Source organism: Amycolatopsis sp. NBC_00348 (genome assembly GCF_036114655.1).
Lineage (GTDB): Bacteria > Actinomycetota > Actinomycetes > Mycobacteriales > Pseudonocardiaceae > Amycolatopsis.
The window spans coordinates 5,106,137-5,132,195 of sequence record NZ_CP107994.1 but is presented as its reverse complement, the minus strand read 5'-3'; the positions used below and the strand labels follow the sequence as shown (position 1 = coordinate 5,132,195).

Annotated in this window: 21 protein-coding genes; 11 read left to right on the top strand and 10 right to left on the bottom strand. The window is 72.7% G+C overall.

The genetic code is table 11. The features are described 5' to 3' along the window. Nucleotides 1–44: 44 nt before the first annotated feature. Entirely contained in the window at nt 45–995 is a 951-nt protein-coding gene (locus OHS58_RS21765; RefSeq protein ID WP_328649640.1) for a chitinase, read from the bottom strand. A gap of 349 nt (nt 996–1,344) precedes the next feature. On the opposite strand from OHS58_RS21765, the gene OHS58_RS21760 reads away from it, so the two are divergent. After that, the gene (locus OHS58_RS21760; RefSeq protein ID WP_328649639.1) at nt 1,345–2,616 is read left to right on the top strand and encodes a GGDEF domain-containing protein; all 1,272 of its coding nucleotides are present in this window, start codon (nt 1,345–1,347) and stop codon (nt 2,614–2,616) included. 66 nt (nt 2,617–2,682) lie between these two features. Continuing rightward, complete coding sequence (locus OHS58_RS21755; protein WP_328649638.1) at nt 2,683–3,237, top strand: dihydrofolate reductase family protein; 555 nt, start codon at nt 2,683–2,685, stop codon at nt 3,235–3,237. On the opposite strand, the gene OHS58_RS21750 is transcribed toward OHS58_RS21755, so the two are convergent. Next, complete coding sequence (locus OHS58_RS21750; RefSeq protein WP_247049267.1) at nt 3,234–4,196, bottom strand: isopenicillin N synthase family dioxygenase; 963 nt, start codon at nt 4,194–4,196, stop codon at nt 3,234–3,236. The two genes, OHS58_RS21755 and OHS58_RS21750, sit on opposite strands and share 4 nt — an antisense overlap. A 35-nt stretch (nt 4,197–4,231) precedes the next feature. Then, complete coding sequence (locus OHS58_RS21745; RefSeq protein WP_247049268.1) at nt 4,232–4,690, bottom strand: nucleoside deaminase; 459 nt, start codon at nt 4,688–4,690, stop codon at nt 4,232–4,234. A gap of 111 nt (nt 4,691–4,801) precedes the next feature. On the opposite strand from OHS58_RS21745, the gene OHS58_RS21740 reads away from it, so the two are divergent. Together OHS58_RS21740 and OHS58_RS21735 are read left to right on the top strand one after the other, a co-directional pair. Beyond that, nucleotides 4,802–5,758: a helix-turn-helix transcriptional regulator gene (locus OHS58_RS21740; RefSeq protein WP_328649637.1), complete on the top strand. Its 957-nt coding sequence runs from the start codon at nt 4,802–4,804 to the stop codon at nt 5,756–5,758. Between the two features lie 298 nt (nt 5,759–6,056). Next, nucleotides 6,057–6,398, top strand: a complete 342-nt coding sequence (locus OHS58_RS21735) for a UBP-type zinc finger domain-containing protein (protein ID WP_328649636.1) — start codon at nt 6,057–6,059, stop codon at nt 6,396–6,398. Here OHS58_RS21735 and OHS58_RS21730 read toward each other — a convergent pair. Continuing rightward, nucleotides 6,395–7,006 carry a TetR/AcrR family transcriptional regulator gene (locus OHS58_RS21730; protein ID WP_326954632.1) on the bottom strand — a complete coding sequence of 204 codons (612 nt, stop codon included), beginning with the start codon at nt 7,004–7,006 and terminating at the stop codon, nt 6,395–6,397. The two genes, OHS58_RS21735 and OHS58_RS21730, sit on opposite strands and share 4 nt — an antisense overlap. 214 nt (nt 7,007–7,220) lie before the next feature. On the opposite strand from OHS58_RS21730, the gene OHS58_RS21725 reads away from it, so the two are divergent. The 3 genes from OHS58_RS21725 (at nt 7,221) to mgtA (ending at nt 14,184) form a co-directional block, all read left to right on the top strand. Then, nucleotides 7,221–10,037, top strand: a complete 2,817-nt coding sequence (locus OHS58_RS21725) for a PQQ-dependent sugar dehydrogenase (protein WP_328649635.1) — start codon at nt 7,221–7,223, stop codon at nt 10,035–10,037. A gap of 193 nt (nt 10,038–10,230) precedes the next feature. After that, nucleotides 10,231–11,217 carry an Acg family FMN-binding oxidoreductase gene (locus OHS58_RS21720; protein ID WP_328649634.1) on the top strand — a complete coding sequence of 329 codons (987 nt, stop codon included), beginning with the start codon at nt 10,231–10,233 and terminating at the stop codon, nt 11,215–11,217. A 315-nt stretch (nt 11,218–11,532) separates the two neighbouring features. After that, the gene (gene mgtA, locus OHS58_RS21715) at nt 11,533–14,184 is read left to right on the top strand and encodes a magnesium-translocating P-type ATPase (RefSeq protein ID WP_328649633.1); all 2,652 of its coding nucleotides are present in this window, start codon (nt 11,533–11,535) and stop codon (nt 14,182–14,184) included. Here the strand turns inward: mgtA and OHS58_RS21710 are convergent. The 3 genes from OHS58_RS21710 to OHS58_RS48810 form a co-directional block, all read right to left on the bottom strand. Continuing rightward, nucleotides 14,129–14,809: a CBS domain-containing protein gene (locus OHS58_RS21710; protein ID WP_328649632.1), complete on the bottom strand. Its 681-nt coding sequence runs from the start codon at nt 14,807–14,809 to the stop codon at nt 14,129–14,131. The two genes, mgtA and OHS58_RS21710, sit on opposite strands and share 56 nt — an antisense overlap. Before the next feature lie 49 nt (nt 14,810–14,858). Continuing rightward, complete coding sequence (locus tag OHS58_RS21705) at nt 14,859–15,203, bottom strand: hypothetical protein (protein ID WP_442875551.1); 345 nt, start codon at nt 15,201–15,203, stop codon at nt 14,859–14,861. A 122-nt stretch (nt 15,204–15,325) separates the two neighbouring features. Then, complete coding sequence (locus OHS58_RS48810) at nt 15,326–15,466, bottom strand: hypothetical protein (protein WP_442875550.1); 141 nt, start codon at nt 15,464–15,466, stop codon at nt 15,326–15,328. A gap of 329 nt (nt 15,467–15,795) precedes the next feature. On the opposite strand from OHS58_RS48810, the gene OHS58_RS21700 reads away from it, so the two are divergent. The 3 genes from OHS58_RS21700 to OHS58_RS21690 all read left to right on the top strand — a co-directional run bounded on the left by OHS58_RS21700 (nt 15,796) and on the right by OHS58_RS21690 (nt 20,028). Continuing rightward, entirely contained in the window at nt 15,796–16,905 is a 1,110-nt protein-coding gene (locus tag OHS58_RS21700) for an acetate/propionate family kinase (protein WP_328649631.1), read from the top strand. Nucleotides 16,906–16,969: 64 nt separating this feature from the next. Beyond that, on the top strand, nt 16,970–17,575 hold the full coding sequence (locus OHS58_RS21695) for a CBS domain-containing protein (protein ID WP_328649630.1): 606 nt from the start codon (nt 16,970–16,972) through the stop codon (nt 17,573–17,575). A gap of 35 nt (nt 17,576–17,610) precedes the next feature. Then, complete coding sequence (locus OHS58_RS21690; protein ID WP_326947954.1) at nt 17,611–20,028, top strand: phosphoketolase family protein; 2,418 nt, start codon at nt 17,611–17,613, stop codon at nt 20,026–20,028. Nucleotides 20,029–20,036: 8 nt separating this feature from the next. Here OHS58_RS21690 and OHS58_RS21685 read toward each other — a convergent pair whose 3' ends face one another. The 3 genes from OHS58_RS21685 to OHS58_RS21675 all read right to left on the bottom strand — a co-directional run bounded on the left by OHS58_RS21685 (nt 20,037) and on the right by OHS58_RS21675 (nt 24,502). Beyond that, complete coding sequence (locus OHS58_RS21685; RefSeq protein ID WP_328649629.1) at nt 20,037–20,393, bottom strand: STAS domain-containing protein; 357 nt, start codon at nt 20,391–20,393, stop codon at nt 20,037–20,039. 126 nt (nt 20,394–20,519) lie between these two features. After that, entirely contained in the window at nt 20,520–22,355 is a 1,836-nt protein-coding gene (locus OHS58_RS21680; protein WP_326947956.1) for a SpoIIE family protein phosphatase, read from the bottom strand. 89 nt (nt 22,356–22,444) lie between these two features. Next, nucleotides 22,445–24,502 carry a glycosyltransferase family 4 protein gene (locus OHS58_RS21675; protein WP_328649628.1) on the bottom strand — a complete coding sequence of 686 codons (2,058 nt, stop codon included), beginning with the start codon at nt 24,500–24,502 and terminating at the stop codon, nt 22,445–22,447. A 53-nt stretch (nt 24,503–24,555) separates the two neighbouring features. On the opposite strand from OHS58_RS21675, the gene OHS58_RS21670 reads away from it, so the two are divergent. Beyond that, the gene (locus OHS58_RS21670) at nt 24,556–25,935 is read left to right on the top strand and encodes a glycosyltransferase (RefSeq protein WP_328649627.1); all 1,380 of its coding nucleotides are present in this window, start codon (nt 24,556–24,558) and stop codon (nt 25,933–25,935) included. Nucleotides 25,936–26,059 lie beyond the last annotated feature (124 nt).

Genomic DNA, 26,059 nt, shown 5'->3' with positions numbered 1-26,059 from the left:
ATGCCGGTGAGAGGGCCCTCGACTGCCCCACTACGGGCGCTGTGTCAGCCGGTGTAACCGGCGACGATCTTGGTGAACGCGTACTTGTCCTGCGTGATTCCACTGCACTCGCCGCCGCCGCTGCAGTCGCGGTTGGTGGCCCAGAACGTGAAGCGGCCCAGGTGGTGGCTCGTCGCGTAACCGCGGATGGAGGTGAAGTTGGCGACCGTGACCGTCTCGCCCGCGTTGTCGGTCTTGCCGTTCATCGAGGAGAGGCCGCTGTGCCGGTACGCCGTGTCGTCGGTGTAGCCGAACGTCGTCTTGAGCTGGTTCTTCAGCCCGTCGACCGCGGACTTCGTCATGGCGGCCATGTCACCGCCGCTGGAGAAGTCGAACGGCATGACCGACCAGACGTCGACCGGGGCGCCGATCGCCTTGGCCTGGTTGATCAGGCGCTTGCCGTAGCTGTCGGGGCCGGTCGTCGTGGTGCCGATGGTGATGACGACCTTCAGGTTCGGGTTGGCCTGCTTGGTCAGCTTGACCGCGTTGAGGATGCGGTCCTGCACCGTGTTGTTCTGGAACTCGTCGGTGTTCTCGATGTCCAGGTCGATCGCCTTGAGCCCGTAGGCGTCGATGACCTTCTGGTACGCGCCCGCCAGCGCCGAAGCCGACGTGCACTTCGAGCCGAGCTTGGTGCCGGACCAGCCGCCGAAGGAGGGGATGACGTCCCCGCCCGCGTTGCGGATGTTCGTGATCAGCGTCTTGTCCGAGCCGGTCAGCGAACGGCTGCCGTCCCACTTGGGGTTGCACGTCCCGTCGGACAGCACGAAGGCGAGGGTAAACGCTTTCACCCCGGTCGCGGACATCGCCGCGGTGGGGCTGGTCTGGCCGCCCCACTGGTACAGGTACGGGGAAGCGAGCACCGGGTCGACCGCGGCCATGGCCTGCGGGGCGAGGCCCACCGCCGTCGCCATCGCGGCTCCGGCGGCGACTGCGAGGGTCACCAGACGGCGCATGCGGGTCGACGATCTGGCCAAAAGCAGGCCGCCCCCCGAGCGGCGCGCAACCTTTGCTGCGAGGCTGTTCGGCCGTGACTGTGGTCGGATCGGCGACAAACGGTTCAGCATGGGGTCCTCCAAACGAAAAAGGATGGAGCACCTCCGGTTTGAGGCGGCGGGATCATCCCGGGAGGAGCGCTGTGCCACCACACAGTGGACTAGACCAATGTGGCGTGTCAACCCTTCTTCGGTCGGAAATATGACGCACCGTGCGCGCGCGGCTCCCGTGCGTCCCGGAATTCGCGGCGAGGTGAGATTCCCCTGAAGGCGGAGTGACAGGGCGCGGCATTCCGGCTAGTTTGCCGAAATGGTGGGGGATTCCACGGTCGCAGCCGGCGGGGGACGCCGACCCGGCCGGTCCCTGCTCGCCGTGCCGCTGCAGCGCTGGGCGTTGTGGCGCCTGCCCCGCCGGACCCAGGTCTGTTTCGTCGTCGTGGTGGACGTGCTCGCCGTCGCCACCGTGGCCCTCGCCGCCGTCCGGTTCCCGCCGCTCGCCTCGATGCTGCCGCCGTTCGCCCTGCTCGCGGGCGGGATGCTGGTCACCGCGGAGCTGTCGCGGCCGGTGGAACGCCACCGCGAGGACACGCTGCTCGGGCCCGGCGTCGACACGCCGTGGGTCTTCGCCGGGGTGGTCGTGCTCCGGCCGGGGCTCGCTGTCGCGCTGGTCGTGCTCGCCGCGCTGCACCAATGGTTCCGGGTCCGCAGAAGACCCGTGTACCGCCAGGTGTTCGGCGCCGCGTCGACCGCGCTGGCGGGACTCGTCGCCGGGGCGTTCCTCACCGCGACCGGGGTCAAGCCGCTCGCCGCGACCCTCGACGCCCGCACCGTCGCCCTGCTCGTCCTCGCCGGGCTGGCGTTCCTCGCCGTGAACGCCGCGCTCGTGACCGCCGCCGACGGCCCCCGCCCGCCCCGCGACGCCGCTCCGGGGCACGCCTTCGACGCCGCGATGACGGCGTTCGGCGTCCTGTTCGGCTGGGCCGCGCTGGCCGCCCCGCTGTTCGTGCCGTTCCTGGCCGGCGCCACCGTCGTGCTGCACCGCGGCGGCCTGGGCCGCGGCCGCCGCGAGCACGTCACCCTCGATCCCGGCACCGGCGTGCTGACCGCCGCGTCGTGGCGCGGCGCGGCCGAAGCCGAGGTCACGCGCCTCGGCCGGCACGGTCCCGGCCAGGCCCTGTTGCTGCTCGACCTCGACCACTTCCGCCAGCTCAACGACCGCTACGGCGCCCGCATCGGCGACGCCGTTTTGCGCGCGGTCGCCGACACCCTGCGCGACGAGGTCCGCGCCGCGGATCTCGTGGGCCGCTCCGGCGGCGAGGAGTTCGCGGTCCTGCTGCCCGGCACCGGCCGGTTCGACGCGATGGCGATCGCCGAGCGCATCCGGCTCCGGATCGCCTCGACGCTGGTGGCGTTGAAGGCGTCGGGCGACGGCCCGCAGTTCGTCGGCGTGACGGTGTCGATCGGCGTCGCGGGCTGTGCGGCCGACGAGCCGCTGGCCGACGCGCTCCGGGCCGCGGAGGCGGCGTTGCTGCGCGCGAAGGCCGCGGGGCGCAACCGGACGTTCTGCGCGGATCCGGCGTAGCGGGGACCCGTCCCCGTCGGGGCTGCCTACCGTCTCGCACGAAGAGCACGCGCGAGGAGGCACCTGATGCGGAAGCTGATCTTGGGGTTCTACTGTTCGATCGACGGCAAGAGCGCCGACGCGGACAACGGGATCCGGGACGTCATGATGGGCGTCGACGATCCCGAGCAGGAGAAGTACTTCGTCGACGGGCTGTGGGAGGCGGGTGCCTTCCTGATGGGCCGCGTCACCTACGAGGCCATGGCCGGGTTCTGGCCCACCTCGGACCACCCGTCCGCCAAGGCCATGAACGAGATCCCCAAGGTCGTGTTCTCCCGCACCCTGGAGTCCGCAGACGACTGGCCCGAGACCCGGATCGCGAGCGGTGACACGGCGGCGGAGATCGCCAAGCTCAAGGCCGAGCCGGGCAAGGACCTCGTCGCCGCCGGCGGCACCGAGTTCCTGCGCTCGCTGATCAAGCTCGGCGTCGTCGACGAATACCGCCTGTGGGTGCTGCCCGCCGCCACGGGCCGGGGCGCGGCCCTGTTCCCCGAGCTGGACGCGCCGCTGAACCTGCGCCTGGTGAAGAGCACGGCCTTCCCGTCGGGGGTCCTCGAGCTGATCTACGCGCCGGCCGGCTAGCTCATGGTGATCGCGTCGAGCTTGTCCTTCAGGTAGTCCGACGCGATCACTTCCGGGTAGATCCGCTTGCCCAGCGGCGGCGCGAGCGACGTGATCCGCGCGTCGTGGTCGGTCTCGTAGAAGAAGACCAGGGACACCAGGTCCTCGTCCGGGGCCGTCGGCGCCGGGGGCAGGACGCGGTGGCGGGTCGAGCGCCAGCGGTCGCCCGTCCAGCGGGCCATCAGGTCGCCGATGTTCACCGTGAACGCGTCCGGGTGGTACGGCGCGTCCTCCCACTCGCCGTCGGCCGTGTAGACCTGCAGGCCGCCGACGCCCGCCTGGCGGTCGAGCACCGTCACCGTGCCGAAGTCGGTGTGCGGGCCGATCCGGAACTGGTCGGGCTCCGGGGCGCCGACGTGGGTCATCGGCGGGTACCAGTTGATGTTGAACGTGTACGTCGGGTGCGCGGTGTGCCGCGTGAAGTGGCTCTCGGCCAGGCCGAGCGCCGCGGCGAAGATCTCCAGCAGGTGGTCCGACAGCGCCCGCATCCGGCGCATGTACTCGGTGGCCGTCTCGGCGAGCCCCGGCACCTCGTCCGGCCAGACGTTGGGCTGGAACCAGAACCCGTCGATCTCGGCGACGCCGACGCCGAGGTCGGCGCCCGCCGAGAAGGACTCCTTCAGGTCGGGCGGGGTCTCGGTGCCCTCGGCGTAGCCGTTGGCCTCGACGCCGGGCGGCAGCCAGCCGCGGCCGCCGACGGTGACGGCGTAGCGCTGCTTGACGTCCTCGGGCAGCGCGAAGAACCGCTGCGCCTGCTCACGGGCCCCGGCGCGCAGGTCGTCCGGCACGCCGTGCCCGGTGACCAGCAGGAAGCCGGACTCCCGCAGGGCCCGGTCGACCTGTTCGGCCACCTCGGCCCGGCCCTCGGACGTGCCCGTGAACCACGGCGAGAGATCCACGAGCGGAACGGATGACGGCATACGTGCTCCTCGCACAGAAATATCCAAGCAATGTCCTATGTGGACTTTTCGACCCCGATGTCCTCGAACCACAGGTCCGGGCGCGCGGCGATGAACTCCGTCATCAGCGCGGTGCAAGCGGGGTCGTCGAGCAGGGTGATCTCCACGCCGAGACCGGCCAGCCAGTCGTGCCCGCCGTGGAAAGTTTCGGCTTCGCCGATGACCACGCGCCCGATACCGAACTGACGGACGAGCCCGGAGCAGTACCAGCACGGTGAGAGCGTGGTGACCATGATCGTGTCGCGGTAGTGGGGGCGGCGGCCGGCGTCGCGGAACGCCGCGGTCTCGGCGTGCGTCGACGGGTCGCCGTCCTGCACGCGCCGGTTGTGCCCGCGGCCCAGCAGCGTGCCGGTGGCGTCGAACAACGCGGCCCCGATCGGCACGCCGCCCTCGTCGCGGCCCAGTTCGGCTTCCTCACGGGCGACGGCGAGCAGGGCGGCAGGGTCGATCGGCATGCGCCACTCTCACCGCCCGGAGCCGTGCCTGGCAAGTGTTTGACCATCCGACTGCACCATCCGGCCGATCGAGGACCGGAACTGTCCTCGATGTCTGGCACACTGCGTGTCATGTACGGCACTTCGGAGCGACTGCTCAGGCTGCTTTCGCTGCTGCAGGCCCGGCGGGACTGGCCTGGTTCGGACCTCGCGTCGCGCCTGGACGTCGACGTCCGCACGATCCGCCGTGACATCGAACGGCTCCGCTCGCTCGGCTACCCGGTGCACGCGACGCCGGGGGTCGCCGGCGGCTACCGGCTCGGCGCCGGGGCCGCGCTGCCGCCGTTGCTGCTGGACGACGACGAGGCCGTCGCGGTCGCGGTGGGCCTGCGCACGGCCGCGAACGGCACGGTCAGCGGCATCGAGGAGACGTCCGTGCGCGCGCTGGCGAAGCTGGAGCAGGTGCTGCCCGCCCGGCTGCGGCCGCGGGTCGGCGCATTGGGGGCGGCCACGGTCTCGCTGCCGGGCAGCGGCCCGACGGTCGACGCCGGGGTGCTCACCGTGATCGCTTCGGCCTGCCGGGACCACGAGCGCCTGCGCTTCGGCTACGGCGACCGCGCCGGCGCGGAGACCGAGCGGTCGGTCGAGCCGCTGCGCCTGGTCCACACGGGACGGCGCTGGTACCTGGTCGCCTTCGACCTCGGCAAACAGGACTGGCGCACCTTCCGCGTCGACCGGATCACCGGCGAGCCGGCGGCGAGCTTCCGCTTCACCCCGCGCGAGCCGCCGGCCGAGGACATCGCGGCGTACGTGTCACGCTCGATCTCGACCACGCCGTACCCGCACCAGCTGGTGGTCCGGGTTGCCGCCCCGGCGTCGGAGGTCTCGACGCGCATCTCGCCCACGAGCGGCGTGGTGGAGCCGATCGACGACCACAGCTGCCGCGTCCGGACCGGGGCGAACAACCTGGACGTGGTGCCGTTCCACCTGGCGCAGTGGGGGTACGACTTCGTCGTCGAGGAGGCGCCGGAGGGGTTGGTGGAGCGGCTCCGGCTGATCGCGGACCGCTTCGCGCGCGCCGTCGGCTGACGAGACGAGGCCGGTGAGTCGGGCCGGTCGCCGCGAACACGTCGAGCCGGCGTTCGTGGCCGCTCTCGGCTGTGCCGCGCGAGGTCGATGCCTCGCCTTCGTCTCGCCGCCTGGCCGCCTGACGCTTTCGGGCCGCGGGCTGCCCGATCGCCGTCGTCGAGGAGGCGCCGGAGGGGTTGGTGGAGCGCCTTCGGCTGATCGCCGACCGCTTCGCGCGCGCTGTCGGCTGAGGGGCGCCGTGCCGAGTAGGCTCGTCACGAGTGGTCGTCGGCAACCCCGGAGGGTGACTGTGAGTTCGGTGCCTGGAATCGATCCGTCGGTCGCGCCAACGGGGGTGGGCTGCCTCGAGTGCGACGCCGCCGGTGGGTGGTGGGTGCACCTGCGCCGGTGTGCGCAGTGCGGGCACGTCGGCTGCTGCGACACCTCGCCGTCGCAGCACGCGACCGCGCACTTCAAGGCGTCCGGGCACCCCTACATCCAGAGCTTCGAGCCCGGCGAGTCCTGGTTCTGGAACTTCGAGACCGAAACGGTCAGCGAAGGGCCCGAGCTGACCGCCCCGGACTCGCACCCCGAGGACCAGCCGATCCCCGGCCCGGCCGAGCGGCTGCCCGGCGACTGGCAGCAGCACCTGAACGGCTAGGCCGAGACCCCGAGCATCCGCAGCACCAGGCTGCCGTACTCCTTGCCGAGCGCGGCCGGGGTCTGGCGGGCGCGCTCGCTGTACCAGCGGGCGACGTCGACACCCAGCGAGAGCACCGCCCGGGCCGCGACGTGCGGGTCCGACACGGTGAAGGCGCCGACGCGGGCGCCTTCGGTGATCACCTCGCGCACGATCCGCTCGATCCCGCGCCGCAGCTCGGCGACCACCTTGAACTCCTCTTCGGGCAGCGCCTGCAGCTCGTACTGCACGACCCGGGCCACGGTGTGGCGCCGCGCGTGCCAGGCGACGAAGTCCTCGACGATCAGCCGGATCCGCTCGACCGGGTCGGACACCTTGGCGACGACGTTCTCGACCAGCGCGAGCGTCTGCTCGTGGCCGTAGCGGCTGATCGCGAACAGCAGCGCGGCCTTCGACGGGAAGTGCACGTAGAGCGCGGCGGGACTCATCCCGGCGGCGCCGGCGATGTCCCGGGTCGTCGTGGCGTGGTACCCGCGCTCGGCGAACGCCTCGACCCCCGCCAGCATCAGCCGTCGAGCGGTCTCGGGCTGCACATCGGGCCACAGCTCGGCCGACAGGGACATCGTCATCGGGTGATCCTCTCAGACGCCACACCCACGGGTGACGGACCAGACGGCGCACCCCGGTCGTGTCGAGTGTAAGCGCCCGCTTAGCCGAGAGGGTTCCGGCGATACATCCTGGTGGGCCCTTCGGTCAGGTGGTCACGAAAAGGTCAATTCGCTCGACCGGGTGCAACCGGTGTCCTTGTTCGGGCGATAGACGACTGCCTGGAAGGGACTCGCAATGGCTTTGAGAAAGCTTCGCGCACTTCGTCACGCTTTGGTGGCGGTGGTGCTGACCGGGGCGTTACTGCCCGTCATGTCCACGGCGGCGGCCGCGGCGGCCCTGCCGTCGGGCTTCGTCCTGCGGGACACCGACACCGGACTCGGCCAGTACCAGCTGACCGACTTCACCTACCTGCCCGACGGCTCCGTCCTCGCCACGGCCAAGGACGGCCGGGTGCGCTGGGTGCCCGCGACCGGGACGGGCCGGACGATCGCGACGCTGCCGACCCGTTCCGTCAGCGACCTCGGCCTGATCGGCGTCGCTGTCGCGCCGGACTACGCGACCTCGCGCAGCGTGTACCTGACGCGGTCGCTCAACGTCGGCAGCGGCTTCGTCATGCGCCTTTCGCGGTTCACGGTCACCGTGGACACCGCGGGCGCGCCCACCGCGCTGAGCGGCGAGCAGTCGCTGCTGGAGGTGCCCGGCATCTACGACGTCCACGGCATCAACGGCGTCATCGCCGCCGCCGACGGCACGCTCTGGATGTCCATCGGCGACAACGGCGACTTCGCGAAGGTGGACCCGGGGGCGCTGCGGTCCCAGGACGTCAACCAGCCCTACGGCAAGATCCTCCACTTCACCCCCGACGGCAACGGGGTGCCGGGGAACCCGTACTACGACGCGGCGAACCCGGCCTCGACCGCGAGCAAGGTGTTCGCGCGCGGGTTCCGCAACCCGTTCCGGTTCAGCATCGACCCGAACCTCGGCCTGCCGGTCGCCGGTGACGTCGGCTGGAACAGCTGGGAAGAGGTCGACGTCGTGCAGCGCGGCGCCAACCAGGGCTGGCCGTGCTGGGAAGGGACTCACCCGACGCCGGGCTACAGCGGTCTCGCGGGCTGCGCCGGCGTGGCGAACCAGCCGCCGATCTTCGAGTACCAGCACGGCAACGGCGCGATGCAGGGCAACAGCGTCACCGGTGGCATCGTCTACAATGGATCGAGTTATCCGGCCGCCTACCGCGGGTCCTACTTCTTCGGCGACTACGTCACGAACAAGATCTGGACGATGCGGTACGACGACCAGGGCAAGCTCACGCAGGCTCCGCAGAACCCGCCGGTCTTCACCGGCATCGGCGGCCCGACGAAGTTCGCGGCCGCGGTCAACGGCGACATCGTCTTCGCGGACATCCTGTCCGGCAACCTGCGGCGGCTGACCTATACGGCCGGCAACACCGCGCCGGTGGCGGCCGCGTCGTCGACCACCGATCCGGACACCCGGACGGTCTCCTTCGACGGTTCGGCGTCGGTCGACTACGACAACGACCTGCTCAAGTACGACTGGGACTTCGGCGACGGGACGACGGCGGCCGACGCCGGTCCGAAGGTGACCCACGCCTACGCGGCGGGCACGGAGTCGTTCACCGCGAAGCTCACGGTCCGGGATCCCTTGGGGGCCACCGGCACGACCACCGTCGCGGTCGCGCCCGGCAACCACACCCCGCAGCTCACCGTGACGACACCGGGCGACACCGCGACGTTCGCGGTGGGCCAGCAGGTCGGCCTGAGCGGCACCGCGACGGACGCCGAGGACGGCTCGCTGCCGATCACGTGGACGTCGGCGGTGCGCCACTGCCCGAGCGAGGCGACGTGTCACTCGCACCCGGGCGCCGGTGGGACGGGAGCGAGTTTCGGGCTGCCGTTCACCGAGCACCCGGACTCGCGGCAGGAGTTCACCGCGACGGTGACCGACAGCGCCGGGGTGACCGCGGCGAAGACCTACGTGGCGCGGCCCCGCGAGCACCGGATCACCTTGGTCAGCACGCAGCCCGCGGCGCTGAGCATCCCCGTCGAGGGCGGTGTCAACACGGCGATGGTCGCTGAAGGGGCCAGCTTCGACGTCGAAGCCGCTCCGCTGGGCATCGACGGCGTCTCGAAGTTCACCGGCTGGCAGGGCGGTCCGGCGGACACCACGTGGATCGTCACGGTCGGCGCGAGTGACATGACGCTGACGGCGAACTACGCGACGCCGATCGACCAGCGTTACGACGCCGACGCGGCGCTGCGGACGAAGCTCGGCGCACCGACCGGCACCGAGGTCACCGACGGCACGGTCCACTACCGGACCTACGCCAACGGCAACCTCTACTGGAGCGCGGCGACCGGCGCGAAGTACGTCACCGCGCCGATCCTGGCCAAGTACCTCGCGCTCGGGGGCATCAACGCGCTCGGGGCCCCGGAGAACGACACCACGGTCGCGCCGGACGGCGTCGGCACCTACAACCACTTCACGGCCTGGTCCTCGATCTACTCCACCCCGGCCACCGGGGCGCACCTGATCAAGGGCCTGATCCGCGACAAGTGGCAGGCGCTGGGCTGGGAACGCGGCATCGGCTACCCGACGACCGACGAACTGTCCACTCCGGACGGTGTTGGCCGGTACAACCACTTCCTCAACGGCGGGAACATCGGTTCGATCTACTACACGGTCAACACCGGTGCGCACGCCCTCTACGGGGAGATCCGCAAGAAGTTCGCGGCGCTCGACTACGAGCGTGGCCTCGGCTACCCGACGACCGACGAGCTCGGCACGCCGGACGGCCGCGGCCGGTACAACCACTTCAGCCTCGGCCACTCGATCTACTACACGGTGGCCACGGGTGCGCACGCGGTGAAGGGCGAGATCCGCAAGCGCTGGGCGGCGCTCGGGTGGGAGAACTCCTACCTGCACTACCCGAAGACGGACGAGTACGTGGTGAACGGGGTGTACCGCAGCGACTTCCAGGGCGGGTACATCACGTTCACCCTCGCGGGCGGGGCGGTCGACCGCCCCTGGTGACCGGGCCGGGCGGGCCGGCTCCGGACCTTCCGGAGCCGGCCCGCCGCATGGCGACGGGCAGCCACGGCTGCCGGCTCGTCGACGGAACCTGGAGGTCTTAGGTCCCGGACTCCGGTGACCAACGGCCGACGCGCGGGATGGTCGCCGTCGGGGACGCTCGGGTGGTATCGATCCCTGACGTCCGGAGCCCGTGATGAGCCGACCGCACCCGATGATGTTCGAGCAGGCCCTGGCCTCGGCCGTCCGCGCACCGTCACCGCACAACTCCCAGCCGTGGCGGTTCGTCCTCGACGGCGAGACGATCCAGGTGTGGCTGGACCGCGCGCGGGTGCTCGGGGTGGCCGATCCGCTCGCCCGGGAAGCGCGGTTGTCCTGTGGCGCGGCCGCGTTCAACGCGGTCGTCAGCCTGCGGGCGGCCGGTCTCGCGACCGTCGTCCGGACGATCCCGGAGCCGGGTGAACCCGATCTGCTCGCGGTGCTCCGGCTCGACGGCAACCGGAAGAGCACGCGGTCCGACCGCGATCTCGCCGAGGCCGTGTTCCGGCGGCACACCAACCGCCGGCCGTTCGAGGCGCGGCTGGTGCCGCCCGCCACCCGCGTCGCGCTCAAGTCCGCCGCGCTCCAGGAAGGCGGGCAGGTGGAGTACCTCGACACGTCCGGGCGTTACTCGACGGTGACGGCGCTCGTGCGTCGCGCCGAAGCGTTGCAGGAGAACGATCCCGCCTTCCGGGCCGAGACCGCGTCGTGGCTGCGGCACGACGCCCGGGCCCCGGACGGCGTGCCGACGATCGCGACCGGGCCGCCGCCGTACGGGACCAGGGCGGTGTCGCTGCGTGCCTCGCACGCCAACCCCGCGCTGCCGCCGCGCGAATTCGAGCAGGATCCGGTGCTGGCCGCCGTCCTCACCCGGGACCGCGGGCCGGACGCCGAGGTCCGGGCCGGGATGGCGATGCAGCACGTGCTGCTCGCCGCCACCGCGGCCGGGTTGGCGACCTCGTTCCTGTCCCAGCCGTTCGAGACACCGCAGACCCGGGACGCGCTCGACCGGATCTTCGACGGGCTCGGGCAGGCCCACACGCTGCTGCGCGTCGGCTACGGCCAGCCGACGGCGACGACGGCGCGGCGTTCGGTGGCCGACGTGCTGACCCGCCGTGCCACGCCGGATGTTCTCACCAGGTGAAGGGAAGGACGACTACTGTCCATTTCGGATGGTGGCCGTGCTCCCGGCCGGCGGGGCCCAGCCCAGCGGAGCGTGCCTGCGAGACGGCGGACGACCTCGTGGTCGTCGACCGGAAACACCCGAGCAGCTCCCGGAGGCATACACTGATCGTGGTTCTGCGTGGTCGCGGCTTCCCGTCGTCGGCCGGCAGACATTTCCCAGTGCCTCGGACCCCTGCGCCGTTCGTCACCGACCCCGCATCCCGCTCGCGAACGCCGAGGCACCCATGTCCCTTCGCACCACCAGCACGCCGCCGCCGCACCGGGCGGGCGGCGGATGACCGCCGAGGCGCCCGCCCGGCCGGCCGCGCCGGCCATCGACGTCACCCACGCCGCGGCCTTGACCGGTGAAGCGGTCCTGGCCGCGCTCGGCGTCACCATCGACGGGCTGAGCGCCGGCGAGGTCGCCGAACGGTCGGCGCGGTACGGGCCGAACGCGGTGTCGTCGCACCGGGCGCGGCTGATCCCGGTGCTGTGGCACCAGCTGCGCTCGCCGTTGCTGGTCCTGCTGATGGTCGCCGCCGTCGCGTCGTACTTCGTCGGCGAGCGCGGTGACGCGGTGATCATCGGGGTGATCGTCGCGGTTTCGGTCGGCCTGGGGTTCGTGAACGAGTACCGCGCGGAAAAGGCCGCGGAGGCACTGCACGCGCAGATCCGGCACGAAACCGTGGCGATCCGCGACGGCCACCCCGTGCCGGTCGACGTGACCGCGCTGGTGCCCGGGGACGTCGTCGAGCTGAAGCTCGGCGACGTCGTCCCGGCCGACGTCCGGCTGCTGTCGGTCACCGGCCTGGAGTGCGACGAGTCGGTGCTGACGGGGGAGTCGCTGCCCCTGGACAAGAGCACGGCGGCCGTGGCCGCGGGCACCGCGCTGGCCGAACTGTCCGGGTGCGCGCTGATGGGCACCGTCGTGCACGCCGGCAGCGCCACCGGCGTCGTGGTCTCGACCGGTGCCCGCACCGGGTTCGGGGCGATCGCGGCCGGGCTGAGCACCCACCAGCTCGACACCGAGTTCCAGGTCGGGCTGCGGAAGTTCTCGATGCTGCTGGTGTACGTCGCGGGCGCGCTGACGACGTCGATCTTCGCGATCAACGTGGTGCTGCACAAGCCGATCCTCGACGCGCTGCTGTTCTCGCTCGCCATCGCGGTCGGCATCACCCCGCAGCTGCTGCCCGCGGTCGTGTCGACCAGCCTCGCGGCCGGGTCGCGGCGGATGAGCCGGCGCAAGGTGCTCGTCAAACGGCTGGTGTGCATCGAGGACCTGGGCAACGTCGACGTGCTGTTCACCGACAAGACCGGCACCCTCACCCTCGGCCGCGTCGACTACATGCGGGCCGTGCCGGCGGCCGGCGGCGATCCCGGCGAAGTGCTGCGCTGGGGCCTGCTCTGCACCGAGAACGCCGCCGCCGTCGGCGGCAACCCGCTGGACCGGGCGCTGTGGGCGTCGCCGGGCTCGGCGGCGCAACGAGCCGCGCTGGCCGGCTACACCACGCTGGCGGTGCTGCCCTTCGACCACGAGCGGCGGATGATCTCCGTCGTCGTCCGCGACCCGGCGGGCCACACCGTCCTGGTCACCAAGGGCGCGCCGGAGACCGTGCTGGACCGCTGCGCCGGCGTCCCACCCGAAGCGCGCCGCGCCCTGGACGCCGAGTTCGCCGCGGGCAACCGGGTCGTCGCCGTGGCCATGCGGCCGTTCCCCGGCGGGCGGCCGCCGGCGCCCGCGGACGAACGCGGCCTGGCGCTGCTCGGGTTCCTGGTGTTCCTCGACCCGCCCAAGCACGACGCCGCGCGGTCCCTGCGGCGGCTGGGCGAGCTCGGCATCGCGGTCAAGGTCGTCACCGGCGACAACCCCGCGGTCGCCGCGAAAGTCTGCCACGACCTGGGCCTCGGTGACGGCGCCGCGCTGACCGGGGCCGACCTCGACGGCCTCGACGACGCCGGGCTGGCCGACGCGATCACCCGCACCACGGTCTTCGCCAGGGTGAACCCGGAGCACAAGGCCCGCATCGTGCGCGTCCAGCGGCTCAGCGGCGGCGGGGTGGCGTTCCTCGGCGACGGCGTCAACGACGCGCTCGCCCTGCACGCGGCCGACGTCGGCATCTCGGTGGACTCCGCCACCGACGTCGCCAAGGACGCCGCCGACGTGATCCTGCTGGAGAAGGACCTCGACGTGCTCGCCGACGGCGTCACCGAAGGGCGGCGGATCTTCGCCAACACCATCAAGTACGTGCTGATGGGCACCTCCAGCAACTTCGGCAACATGTTCTCCGCCGCGGGCGCGTCGCTGTTCCTGACGTTCCTGCCGATGCTGCCGTCGCAGATCCTGCTCAACAACCTGCTCTACGACACCAGCCAGCTCGCCATCCCCACCGACACCGTCGACGAGGAACAGCTCCGCCGGCCGTCCCACTGGGACATCGGGTTCATCCGCCGGTTCATGATCTTCTTCGGCCCGCTCAGCTCCGTGTTCGACTTCGTCACCTTCGGCGTCATGCTGTGGGTGTTCCACTCCGGCCCGGACCAGTTCCGCTCGGGCTGGTTCGTCGAGTCACTGGCCACCCAGACGCTGGTGATCTTCGCGATCCGCACCCGGCGGATCCCGTTCTTCCGCAGCCATCCCAGCCTGCCCCTGACCCTGGGGGCCCTCGGCGTCGTCACCGTCGGCGCGCTGCTGCCGGCCACGCCGCTGGCCGGCACGCTCGGGTTCTCGCCGTTGCCCGGCGGGTTCTTCGCGGCGCTGGCCGGGATGGTGCTGGGGTACCTCGTGCTGATCGAAGCGGGCAAGCGGATCTTCTACCGGGCCGCGCGGACGACGACCGCCACGCCACCGCCCGCCGGCCCCCGGCGGCACCTGCGCCGCCGGGCCGCCTACTTCAGCACCGCGGAACCGCCCGGCCACCCTGCCAGACGAAGTCCATCCGGTTCCTGACCTCCACGACGCCGGGAACGGCGAGGGTCAGCCGTTCCGCGGTGGCCACGTCGGCTTCGTACTCGAGCCGGCCGGTCAGCAGGACCACGCCGCGCTCGACGCTCGCGAGCACGGCGTTCCTGTCCGCGTGCAGCGCGTCGCCGAGCACGGTGCGGTCGACGTCGTCCCGCAGGTCTTCGTCCGTGCGCAGGAAAGTGCGCAGGACGTCCCGGCGCGCGACGACGCCCACCAGGCGCTCGCCGTCGAGCACGAACAGCCTGCGGACCCCGCTCGTCGTGAGCAGCCGCGCGACCTCCGGCAGGGTGGCCCCAGGGGTGGTGGTCGGCGGGACCGCGGTCATCAGCGTGGCCGCGGTCCGCGCGGCCGCCTTCCGCCAGTCCTCCCGCGTCAGGTGGCCGGCGAAGTGCGGGCACGCCGCGCCGAGCCGGTCGTCCTGGTGCGCCTGCCGGCACAGCAGGTCCGCTTCGGTGACGACGCCGAGCAAGCCGCCCTCCGGGCTCACGACCGGGACCGCGCTGACGCCGCCGGTGACGATCACGGCGACCAGGTCCTTGAACGGCGTGGCCGGTGTCGCGGTGAGCACGTCCCGGGTCATGACCTGACCTGCTGTGGTGCTGGTGCGCATGGTCTTCCTTCCGCTGCGGTGACTGTCCTTTGTGGATCAGACGTACTTTTCAGCGGAGCCAGGGGGTGCGGCGGACGAGGTCCAGCTTCGCCCAGCGGTGGCCGAGGCCCCAGGTGTCACCCGCGGCGAAGGCGGCCAACACGATGAGCACGACGAGGTAGACGAGGTGGTAGTCGATCAGCGGGTTGGTCGACGACGTGGCCGTACCGGCCGAAGTGGACTGTGCGAGCGGCCATTCGGCGATCCACATGAGTGCGAGCAGGATGGTGCCGGCGGCGGCGGCCGGGCGCAGGGCTACTCCGAGCAGGAGGGCGATGCCGAGGCCGAGCAGGGCGAGCATGAACAGCCAGTCGGCCCAGCCGGCGCCGGCCCAGTCGCGCAGCGTCGACTGCATGGGGCCGACTTGGACGTGGCCGAGGAATCCCTTGGTCGGGGAGCCGCCGCTGATCCAGGCTTGCGCTGGGCTGGTGGCGTAGCCGAGTCCGAACAGTTTGTCGAGGAAGGCCCAGAGGAACGTCAGGCCATCACGATGCGCAGGACGGCGAGCGCTGGGCCGCGAGCCGGGGAGGTGGGCCGGCGTCGTTCGGCTGTCCGGGTTTCCGGCTGGTCGGGGACGAAGGGGGTGGTCGGGGACGGGCCGCGGTCCTGGACGGACATCGTGATCTCCTTTTTCGGTGGTGCACCGAGCATGGGCCGGCGTCTCGGCCGGCGATGGTGCCGAAATTCCCGGATCGCGGTGACTTTGGTGTACCTCGCCCCGGGCCCGCTTCCGGTCGCCCACGCTGTGAGCCGCGAGCTGCTCGACGGCGGCGATCGAGCGCGTAGGCTGCCGGGGAGTGCCCCGGACCCCGGCGCGACGACCAGCCGACCGAGGGGCACACCATGGCACCCGTTGATCTCGCGGGGATCGCCGAACCGCATCGGCGCACGGATAGCGTCGCGGGCGGTGGGCCGATGCGGCTCCCCGGGGCGGAGGCCGGTGCCCGATGCGGGTCCTGACGGTGAATCCCGGCTCGTCGAGCGTCAAGCTGTCGGTCGTCGACGACGGCCGGGAGGTCGGCCAGGTCACGGTCGGCGCCGCCGAGGCCCGGCAGCCCCTGGCGGACCTGGTGGCCCACCGGCAGCCGATCGACGCTGCGGGTGTGCGGTTCGTGCACGGCGGTCCGAGCACCGACCCGGTGCGGCTGGATGACGCGGAGACCGCGCGGCTGACCGCGTTGACCCCGCTGGCGCCGTTGCACCAGCCGTTGTCGCTGGAACTGGCCGCGGTGGTCGCCGAGATCGTCACCGGGCCCGTTTACGCGTGCTTCGACACCGCCTTCCACGCCCTGATGCCGGAACCCGCGGCGCGGTACGCACTGCCGAGGAACTGGGTCCGCGAACACGGTCTGCGGCGCTACGGCTTCCACGGCCTCTCCTGCGCGTACGCCGTGCGGCGCGCCGCCGAGCTGCTCGACCGGGAACCCGCCGCGCTGCACCTGGTCTGCTGCCACATCGGTTCCGGCGTCTCCGTGACGGCCGTCCGCGACGGCCGCAGCGTCGACACGTCGATGGGTTTCACCCCGCTCGAAGGGGCGGTCATGGCGACCCGCTCCGGCAGCGTCGACCCGGGCTTGCTCCTGTACCTGCTGCGCACCGGTGTCACCGACGCGGCCGGCCTGAACGACGTGCTGGAGCGCGGCAGCGGCCTGGCCGGGATGACCGGCACCGGCGGCGACGTGCGGGACGTGCTGGCCGCGCGCGAGAACGGCGACCCGGACGCCCGCGCCGCGATCGCGGTCTACCTGCACCGGCTGCGCCGGGAGATCGGCGCGGTGGTGGCGTCGCTCGACCGCCTGGACGCGCTGGTGTTCACCGGCGGCGTCGCGGAACACCAGCCGGCGCTGCTGGCCGAGCTGTGCGGGGAGCTGGGCGTCTTCGGGGTGCGGGTCGACCCCGCGCGGCTGGCCGGCGACGGCGACCGGCTGGTCAGCGACGCCTACGCACCCGCGCGGGTGCTGGTCGTGACCGCGCGCGAGGACCTGGAGATCGCCCGGCAGACCACCCTCGCGCTGGCCGCCCGGACCGCGGGAGCCGGAGGTCCTCGCGATCGGTGACGAACGGCCGCAGCGCACCCGGCGGGCGCGCGCCTAGCGTCAGGACCGACGGAAGAGGACTTCGATGCAGGCACGAGACATCATGAGCAGCCCCGTCGTCACGGTGACGCCGGAGATGACGGTGAAGTACGCCGCGAACCTGTTGTCCGCGCACGGTTTCACCGCGCTCCCGGTCCTCGGCGGCGACGGCGGGCTCGTCGGCGTGGTGACCGAGGCGGACCTCGTGCGGGACCGGTTCCCGCGCGACGCGCGGTACCGCGCCGGCCCGGACGAGCGCCCGGCCGCCCCGCCGTCCGGGACCGTGGGCGGGGTGATGACCACCCCGGCCGTCGGGATGGACGCGGGCACCGACGTCGTCGACCTGGTGCGGGTCCTGCTCGAGGACCGGATCCGCAGCATGCCGATCGTCGACGGCGCCCACGTCGTCGGCGTCGTCACCCGGCGCGACCTGGTCCGGGCGCTCGCCCGCGACGACACGGTCATCTCGGCGGACGTCCGCCACCAGCTGTCGATCTACGGCGGCCCGCGACGCTGGACCGTCGAAGTGCACGACGGCGCGGTCGAGGTCGTGGACGCGTTCGACGACGAGACCGATCGGCACGTCGCGACCGTGCTGGCCCAGGCGGTGCCGGGGGTCACCGCGGTCCGCGTCACCGGCACGACCGGCTGAGAGCCGGCCCGATCCGCCTCCGGAAGGCCACGGCGATGCAGCAGACCACGACCCTGACCGGCACCACGACCACGACCTCGCCCTACGGCGAGCACGACCGGGCCCTGGACCTGAGGTGGTGGGCCGCGGCGAACTACCTGACCGTCGCCCAGATCTACCTGCAGGACAACCCGTTGCTGCGGGTGCCGCTCTCGGCGGCGGACATCAAGCCGCGGCTGCTCGGGCACTGGGGCACCAGCCCGGGGCTGTCCATGATCTACACCCTGCTCAACCGGCTCATCCGCGACACCGGCGCCGACTGCGTCTACATCGCCGGCCCGGGTCACGGCGGGCCGGCCCTGCTCGCGAACGCCTACCTCGAAGGCACTTACGGCGAGGTCTACCCCGGCGTCTCGGCCGACATCGCCGGGCTGACCCGGCTGGTGCGGCAGTTCTCCACCCCGGGCGGCGTGCCGAGCCACGTCGGCGTCCAGACGCCCGGCAGCATCCACGAAGGCGGCGAGCTCGGGTACGCCCTCGCCCACGCCGCGGGGGCCGCGTTCGACCACCCGGACCTCGTCGTCGCCTGCGTGATCGGGGACGGCGAAGCGGAAACCGGGCCCCTGGCGGGATCCTGGAAGCTCCCCGCGTTCCTCAACGCCCGCCGCGACGGCGCCGTCCTGCCGATCCTGCACCTCAACGGCTACAAGATCGCCGGCCCGACCGTGCTCGGCCGGGCGGACGACGCCGACGTCCTCGGGCTGCTCACCGCGCAGGGCTGGGACCCGGTCCTCGTGTCCGGTGACGAGCCCGCCGCGGTGTTCACCGAACTGCACGCCGCCCTCGCCGCCGCCCACGACCGGATCCGGGACAACCAGCGGCGGGCGCGCGCCGGCGCGCCCGAGCCGTTCCACCCCGTCCGCTGGCCGGCGATCGTCCTGCGCACGCCGAAGGGCTGGACCGGCCCGGACGTCGTCGACGGCGTCGCGATCGAAGGCACGTTCCGGGCGCACCAGGTGCCGCTGACGGAGGTCCGCGAGAACGCCGGGCACCTGCGGCTGCTGGAGCGCTGGCTGCGGTCCTACGCCCCGGAAAGCCTGTTCGACGCCGGCGGCAGGCTCGTCCCGGAGCTGGCCGCGCTCGCCCCGGCCGGGGACAAGCGGATGTCCGCCAGCCCGTACGCCAACGGCGGCCGGCTGCTGACGCGGCTCGACATCCCCGCGCTGGAGCCGTACGCGGTGTCCGTGCCGGCGCCCGGCGTCGTGCACCACGGCAACACCCGCCCGTTCGGCGAACTGCTGCGCGACGTCTACCGCGGCAGCACCCGGGAGTCCGACGGCGGCGGCACGTTCCGGCTGTTCTGCCCGGACGAGACGGCCAGCAACCGGCTCGCCGCCGTCTTCGAGGCCACCGACCGCTGCCTGCAGGCGCCGATCCTCACCACCGACGACCACGTCTCACCCGAGGGCCGCGTCATGGAGGTGCTCTCGGAGCACCTGTGCCAGGGCTGGCTGGAGGGCTACCTGCTCTCGGGCCGGCACGGGCTGTTCGCGACCTACGAAGCGTTCGCGATGGTGTCGGCGTCGATGCTGGTCCAGCACGCCAAGTGGCTGCAGCACGCCGCGGACCTGCCGTGGCGACGCTCGGTCGCGTCGCTCAACGTGCTGCTGACCTCGACCTGCTGGCGCAACGACAACAACGGGTTCTCGCACCAGGGACCGGGCCTGATCGACATCGCCATCCCGCTCGCGCCCGGCGTCGTGCGCGTCTGGTTCCCGCCGGACGCCAACACCACGCTGTCGATCGCGGACCACTGCCTGCGCAGCCGTGATCACGTCAACCTGATCGTCGCCGACAAACAGGAACACCTGCAGTACCTGGAAATCGAGGACGCGGCCGCGCACTGCGCCGCCGGAGCGTCCACTTGGGACTGGGCGGGCACCGAAACACCCGACGGCGAACCCGACATCGTGCTCGCCGCCGCCGGTGACGTGCCGACGCTGGAGCTCCTGGCCGCCGCCCGGCTGCTCCGCGACTACGTCCCCTACCTGCGGGTGCGGGTGGTCAACGTGGTCGACCTGATGGGTCTGCTCCCGCCGGGGGACCACCCGCACGGCTTCAGCGAGCGCAAGTTCCAGCGGCTGTTCACCGCCACCGCCGACGTCGTGTTCGCCTTCCACGGTTATCCCCGGGCCGTGCACCAGCTGCTGCACGGCCGCCCCGACCCCGGCCGCTTCCACGTCCGCGGGTACACCGAGCAGGGCAGCACCACGACGCCGTTCGACATGGTCGTGCTCAACCGGATGAGCCGTTACCACCTCGTCCTCGAGGCCCTGCGCAGGTCGCGCCGGGTGCCCGAAGGCGGGGCGGCGCTGGCCGAGCACTGCCACACCATGCTCGCCCGCCACCACGGCTACATCCGGGAGCACCTGGAGGACATGCCGGAGATCCGGGACTGGACCTGGACCGACTAAGACAGCTTCTAGCCGGCGACGGCGGTCTCGACGTCGGCGTAGGTGGTGAACCGGGCGTCGAGGCCGGTCACCTCGATCACCCGGGTGACCGTCCGCGTGGTGGCGACCAGGGCGATCGTGACGCCGGTGTGCTCGGCCCGGCTGCGGTGGTCGGCGAGCAGCTCCAGGCCGACGGACGCGAGGAAGGTGACCGCGCGCAGGTCGATCACGAGCCTCTTGCCCGCCTCGGCGGCGGCTTTCTCGTGCGCCTGCGCGGCGATGGTGCGGGCTTCGGGTGCGGTCGCCAGGTCGAGTTCGCCGGTGAAGGCGAGCACGACGGCTCCGTCGAGCAAGGTGATCGAGCCGAGAAATACCGGGGCGGTCACGGACGGACCTCGTTCCAGGCCGGGGAGGCGATGACCGGCGGTGCGCGGTCCGCGAGACGAGCGGGATGGCGATCTCCCCGGCAAGGGCGTGTCACCACATGACTCGACGGTACTGCGCGCGGCCGGTCACCGCCGATCGGTGGCGGGGAGGTGGGCGGCGAGCACGACGACGTCGTCGTCGTGCGGGGTCCCCTGGCCCAGCATGCGGCGGATGGTGTCGTCGACGAACCGGGCCGTGTCGGTGGGGTCCAGCGCGGCGACGGTGTCCCGCAGCCGGCGGATGCCGATGTCCAGGTCGCTCCCGCGGCGTTCGACCAGGCCGTCGGTGTAGAGCACGACGGTGTCTCCCGGCGCCAGCCGCACCTGGCGATCGGTGAGCGGGACCTCACGCAGCTCGGGGTAGCCGAACATGAGGTCGACGCCGGTCAGGACCGTCGTGGAGCCGTCGGGGTGGCGCACGACCGGCGGGAGGTGCCCGGCGCTGGCCCAGCGCATCAGCCAGCGGTCGCCGGCGTCGGGGCGCAGGTGGGCCTGCAGCACGGTGCCGGTCGCGCGGACCCCGGTGGCGACGCAGGCCTGCTCGGTCGCGGCGAGAATGGCCGAGGGCGCCCCGGTGGGACGCTCCCAGGTCGCCTGCCGGCCCATGCTGCGGACCTGGCCCATCAGGGTGGCGGCGTGGATGTCGTGGCCGGTGATGTCGCCGACGGCCAGCGCGACGGCGTCGCGGTCGGCGCCGTCGACGGCGTTGAGGTCGATGGCGTCGTACCAGTCGCCGCCGACCTGCTCGTGCCGCCCGACGGGCAGGTAGCGGGCGGCCAGCCGCACGCCGGCCAGGTCCGGTAGCCGGGTCAGCATGGCTTCCTGCAGCTCGCGCGCGACGGTGACGCGGTCTTCCACGAAGCGCGCGCGTTCCAGGGTGTGCCCGACGTAACCGGCCAGCGTGGTGATCACGGCCTGCTCGTGGACGTCGACGTCGTGCGGGGTGTCCCAGCCGAACAGCAGGACGCCGGCTACGCCGTCCGGTCCGGGCAGCGGGACGCAGGTGATCGCGTGCAGGCCCAGTTCGGCGTAACGGCGTTGCGCCGTCTCGGGGAACGCGGCGGCGATGGCCTCGGGGTCGGGGTAGAGCTGCAGGTTCCCTTCCCGGGCGGTGAGCGCGATCGGGGTGTCGTCCTCGACGTGGGAGAACGCGTCGCCGGACTCGGGGCCGAGCGCCTGCAGGGGGTCGTCGATGCGGTGCAGGTCACCGTCGCTTTCGGTGAGCGTGAGCCCGACGTAGGCCGGTTTCAGGTCGCCGGAGACCAGGTCGGTGACGATCTCGCGCAGTTGCGAGATGTCGTCGGCGTGGGCGAGGGCCTGGGACGCGGTCAGCAGCAGCTGGGAGCGGGTGAACGCCACGCGCAGCATGGCTTCGGCGGTGTCGGTGCGGGCGCGTTCCTGGTGGGCGTCCCGGGTGGCGATGCGCAGCCGCAGCTCGAGCGAGCAGCTGTGGGCGAGGTCGGCCAGCACGGCCAGCTCGTCCTCGCGCCACCGGCGTGGCTGGTGGTCGATGACGCACAGGCTGCCCAGGACGCGGCCGGCGGCGTCGGTGACCGGGATCCCGGCGTAGGCGCCGATGCCGATGTCGGTGACCACCGGGTTGTCCCGCGACCGCGGGTCGAGGGCGCCGTCTTCGATGATCAGCGGCGCACCGGTCACCACCTCGTGCCGGCACAGCGACGCCGAGAGCGGCGTGCGGCGGGTGTGCGCCCACGGCTCGCCGAGTCCCGCCAGGCCCGGGAAGACCTGCTCCCGGTCCGTGACCAGGGACACCAGCGCCACGGGGGTGCCGACGCGCTGGCGCGCGCGTTCGGCCAGCGCGTCGAGCGCCGCGTCGGATTCGTTGCCCAGCCCGGTTTCGGCCAGCGCGGCCAGCCGGCCGGGATCGGCCAGCGGCGCGTGGGCGTCGTCGTCTTCGGTCATCGCAGCAGCACCTGCACCGTCGATTTCCTCGCTCGTGGGGCCGTGACGAGGACCAAATACCCAACCGAGGTCCCGGCCACGCAGGGTCTTCACCGTCTCGGCACGATGTGCCGCGGCACGGCGACGCTGTGCTGGTAGACGTCGGCGAAGCGCCCGGCGACCCGGTCGATGCCGAACCGTCGGGCCACGGTCGCGCGCCCGGCGGCCGCGGCGGCCCGCGCCCGGACGGGATCACCGGCCGCGGCGCGCACGAACGCCGTCAGCCCGTCGGCGAACCGGCTCAGCGTCGCGGTGTCGGCCAGCATGCCGTTGCGGCCGTGCTCGACGTAGTGGCCGAGCCCGCCGCGGCGCGGGCCGAGCACCAGGAGACCCGCGTCCATCGCTTCGAGCACGGCGATGCCGAACTCCTCCTTGCGGCTCGGGCACACGTAGAGGTGCGGTGTCGGCGCCGGGAGCCACCGGGTGACGCCGTGCTCGATCAGGCGGACGTCCTCGTTGCCCATCGCGGGCAGCACCGCCAGCCGGCCGGCCGCTTCGGGGTGCTCGGCGCACAGGGCCAGGATCCGGTCGAGGACGTGGGTTTCCTCCGCGCTCGGGGCGGCCGGGTCACCGCCGACGAGCACGAGCGCGGTCTGCCGGTGCAGGCCGCGCGTGAGCCAGGCCTCGACCAGCAGGTCCTGTTGCTTGACCGGGTGCAGCCGGCCCACGGACAGGATGACCGGCAGGCCGCGGGCGGCGTCGCCCAGCCGCGGCCGGCCGGGGGCCGGGGCGAACAGGGACTCGGCGAGGCGCTGCTGGCGGGCTTCGGCCGTGGGCACGCGGGGCAGCAGCGGGATCCCTTCGGCGACGGACTCCGGTTCACGCCCCCGCAGCCGCGGGAAGTACCCGGCGAGCTCGCCGCCGGGCCGGCCGGGCAGCCCCAGCAGGGTGTCGGCGGTCGCGACCAGCCGGTCGGCGGTGTACATCCGGTGCAGGTCGAACCGGGCGGCGACGGGATCCGCGGGACCGGCGGCGGCGTGCCGCTCGGCGAGCGAGCGGTGCGGGTCGGCGGTGAGGGTGAACACGGTGCGGGCGCCGAGCGCGCGGGCGGCCTGGGCGATCGCGGCGGATCCGTCGTCGGAGTACCGCACGTGGACGACGTCCGGGGTGCAGCCCGAGAGCCACAGCAGCTGCCGGGCCAGGAACGTAATCGCCGGGCGGTGCCGGGACAGGTCGATCTGGGCCGGCGCGCCCGGCGCGTCCACCGGGAGCCGCAGCACCACGTGCCCGGTCCCGTCGGGCTCGGCCAGCGCGGGCCGCTCGGCCAGCCGGTCCCGGCCCAGCAGGGTCAGGGTCACCACCCGGGCGATCCCGGGACGGCGGGGGAGGGCGTGCCCGAGGTGGCGCAGCAGGACCGTGAGCCCGCCACTGGCACCGGCGCCCGGGTGGTCGAACGAGCCCAGCAGCATCGACTGGGCCACGGTCAGCCCCGGCCGGTCCGGCGGCGGGACCGTCCACAAAGGAGAGTCGGTGGGGACGTCGGCCAGCCGGGCCAGGCAGATCGAGGCCAGCACGCGGTCGTAGGGATCGTCGGTTCGTTCGCGGATCGACGCGATCGCTTCGGCCGCCGCCGGGTCGCCGGCGCACTGGGACAAGTAGCGCAACGCCGCGTGCCGGTAACCGCGGTCGCCGTCGAGTCCGGCGACCACCTCGGGCACCGGGAAACAGCGGAGTTCGTGGCGTTCGGCGAGGTCCAGCAGCAGGATCCGGCGACGCGGTGACGCGCCGGCCGCCGCCGCGCGGATCGCCGCCGCGGCGGCCGCCGAGCCGTGTCCGGCGACAGCGTCACCGAAGACGTCCGTGGCGACCGCCGTCGCCATGGAGTCGATCAGCTCGTCGCCGGTTTCCGGTGTGGCCGCCAGGACTTCGGCGGGTGCCGGGGTGACTGGTGCGCGCGCGAGTGCGCGCAGGGCGGCCGAGGCGGAGTCCGGGTCGTGCCGCGCCGGAGCGACACCGGCGTACTCGATCAGCGCCGGGCCGGCGAACGACGGGTGGAGGGCGCGGCGGACGTCGTCGATCCGGTCCGGGGACGCCCCGGGGCGGAGTTCGCGCAGCCGGGCCACCGCGTCGGTGGGGTACGTGGTGGTCGTGGTCGCCGAGATCGTCACAGCTGGGCTCCAGTGCTCAGGCCGTAGGGTCGGGGGAGACGGAGGAGGTACGGATGAACGCGTCCACGAGACCGCGGATCGCGGTGGTGAGCCCGCCGTTCGCGTCGCACGCGCGTCCACTCGCGACGGTCGGCGCCGCGCTCGCGGCCGAGGGCGCCGACGTGACTTTCGCGTGCGCGCCGGCGTTCGCGGGCCTCGCCGAGGAACACGGGCTGCCCTTCGGCGTGCTCGCCTTCGGGGACAACGCCAACACCGGCATCGCCGAGCGCACGCAGCAGGAAGCCGCCGGAGCGGCCCGGCTGGCCGAGTTCCTCGACGCGACGCGGGCGGGCGCGATCCCGGCGCTGCTCGCCCAGGCCCGGCACCGGCGGGCCGACATGCTGCCCGATCCCGCCGCGGTGCTGGCTTCGGTGCGGGAGTTCGACGACCGGGTCCGGCCGGACTGGTACCTCGTGGACCAGCTGGCCTACGTCGTCACCCTGGCGATCTACGGCCTCGACCGCCGCTGGGCTGCTTACTGCCCCGGTCACCCCAGTTACGTCCTGGACGGTCCCGGGCGCTTCTTCGGGCTGCCGCCGTACTGGCCGGACGCGATCCGTCCCGGCGCCGGGGAGCTGGCTCGCCTCCGCGCCGAAGCCGAGGCCAACGACCGGCTGTTCACCGGGCTGTTCACGGCGTTCCTGGCCGAGCACGCCCCGTCCCGGCCGGCGCCGCCCAGCGCGTTCGGCCTGACGTCCCCGGAGGCGGTGCTGTTCAACTACCCCGAGCTGCCGTGGCTGCCCGACCTGCCGCGGGGACCGGAGCTGCGGTTCGCCGGGCACTGCAGTGACGTCGGTGAGACGCGCCTGACCGACGACTGGGTGCGGCGGGTCGACCGGTCGACCGACGGTGGGCGGCGCCGGCTCGTCCTGGTTTCCTTCGGCACCTTCCTGTCGGCTCGCGACGACGTGCTCCGCACCGTCGTGACCGGCTTGCTGCGGATCCCCGACGTCACGGTCCTGGTGGCGGCCGGAGACCGCGTCGCGCCGGTGCGGGCGGCGTTCGCCGGGCACGACCGGGTCGAGGTCGAAGACCAGGTGCCCCAGCGGGCGCTGCTGCCCCGGGTGGCCGCCGTGGTGCACCACGGCGGCAACAACACCTTCACCGAGTGCCTCGCGGCGGGTGTACCGGCGCTCGCGTTGCCGTTTTCCAGCGACCAGTTCGCCGTCGCCCACGACCTGGAGTGCATCCCGGCCGGTCGCGTGCTCGACCCGCACGGCCTGACCCCGCACGCGGTCACGAAGGCCATGACCGACGTGCTCGCGACGGCTCATCGAACCCGGGCGGCGGCGCACCGGCTGCTCGCCGGACGTGGCCCGCGCGAGGCGGCTCGAAGCTTGCTCTCGGCCATGAGTCACCTTCCGGCCGTCGATCCAAGGACGATGCAAATCTAAGTGGAAGATCCGGCGGTCGCCCGCGCCCGGGCGGCGGTGATCCACTGCGGAGTCCCCGCTGGAGCGGTCTGATCGCCGAGTTTCGGCAGGTAGGCTGAGTGAGGACAGGTCGATCGGGCGATGC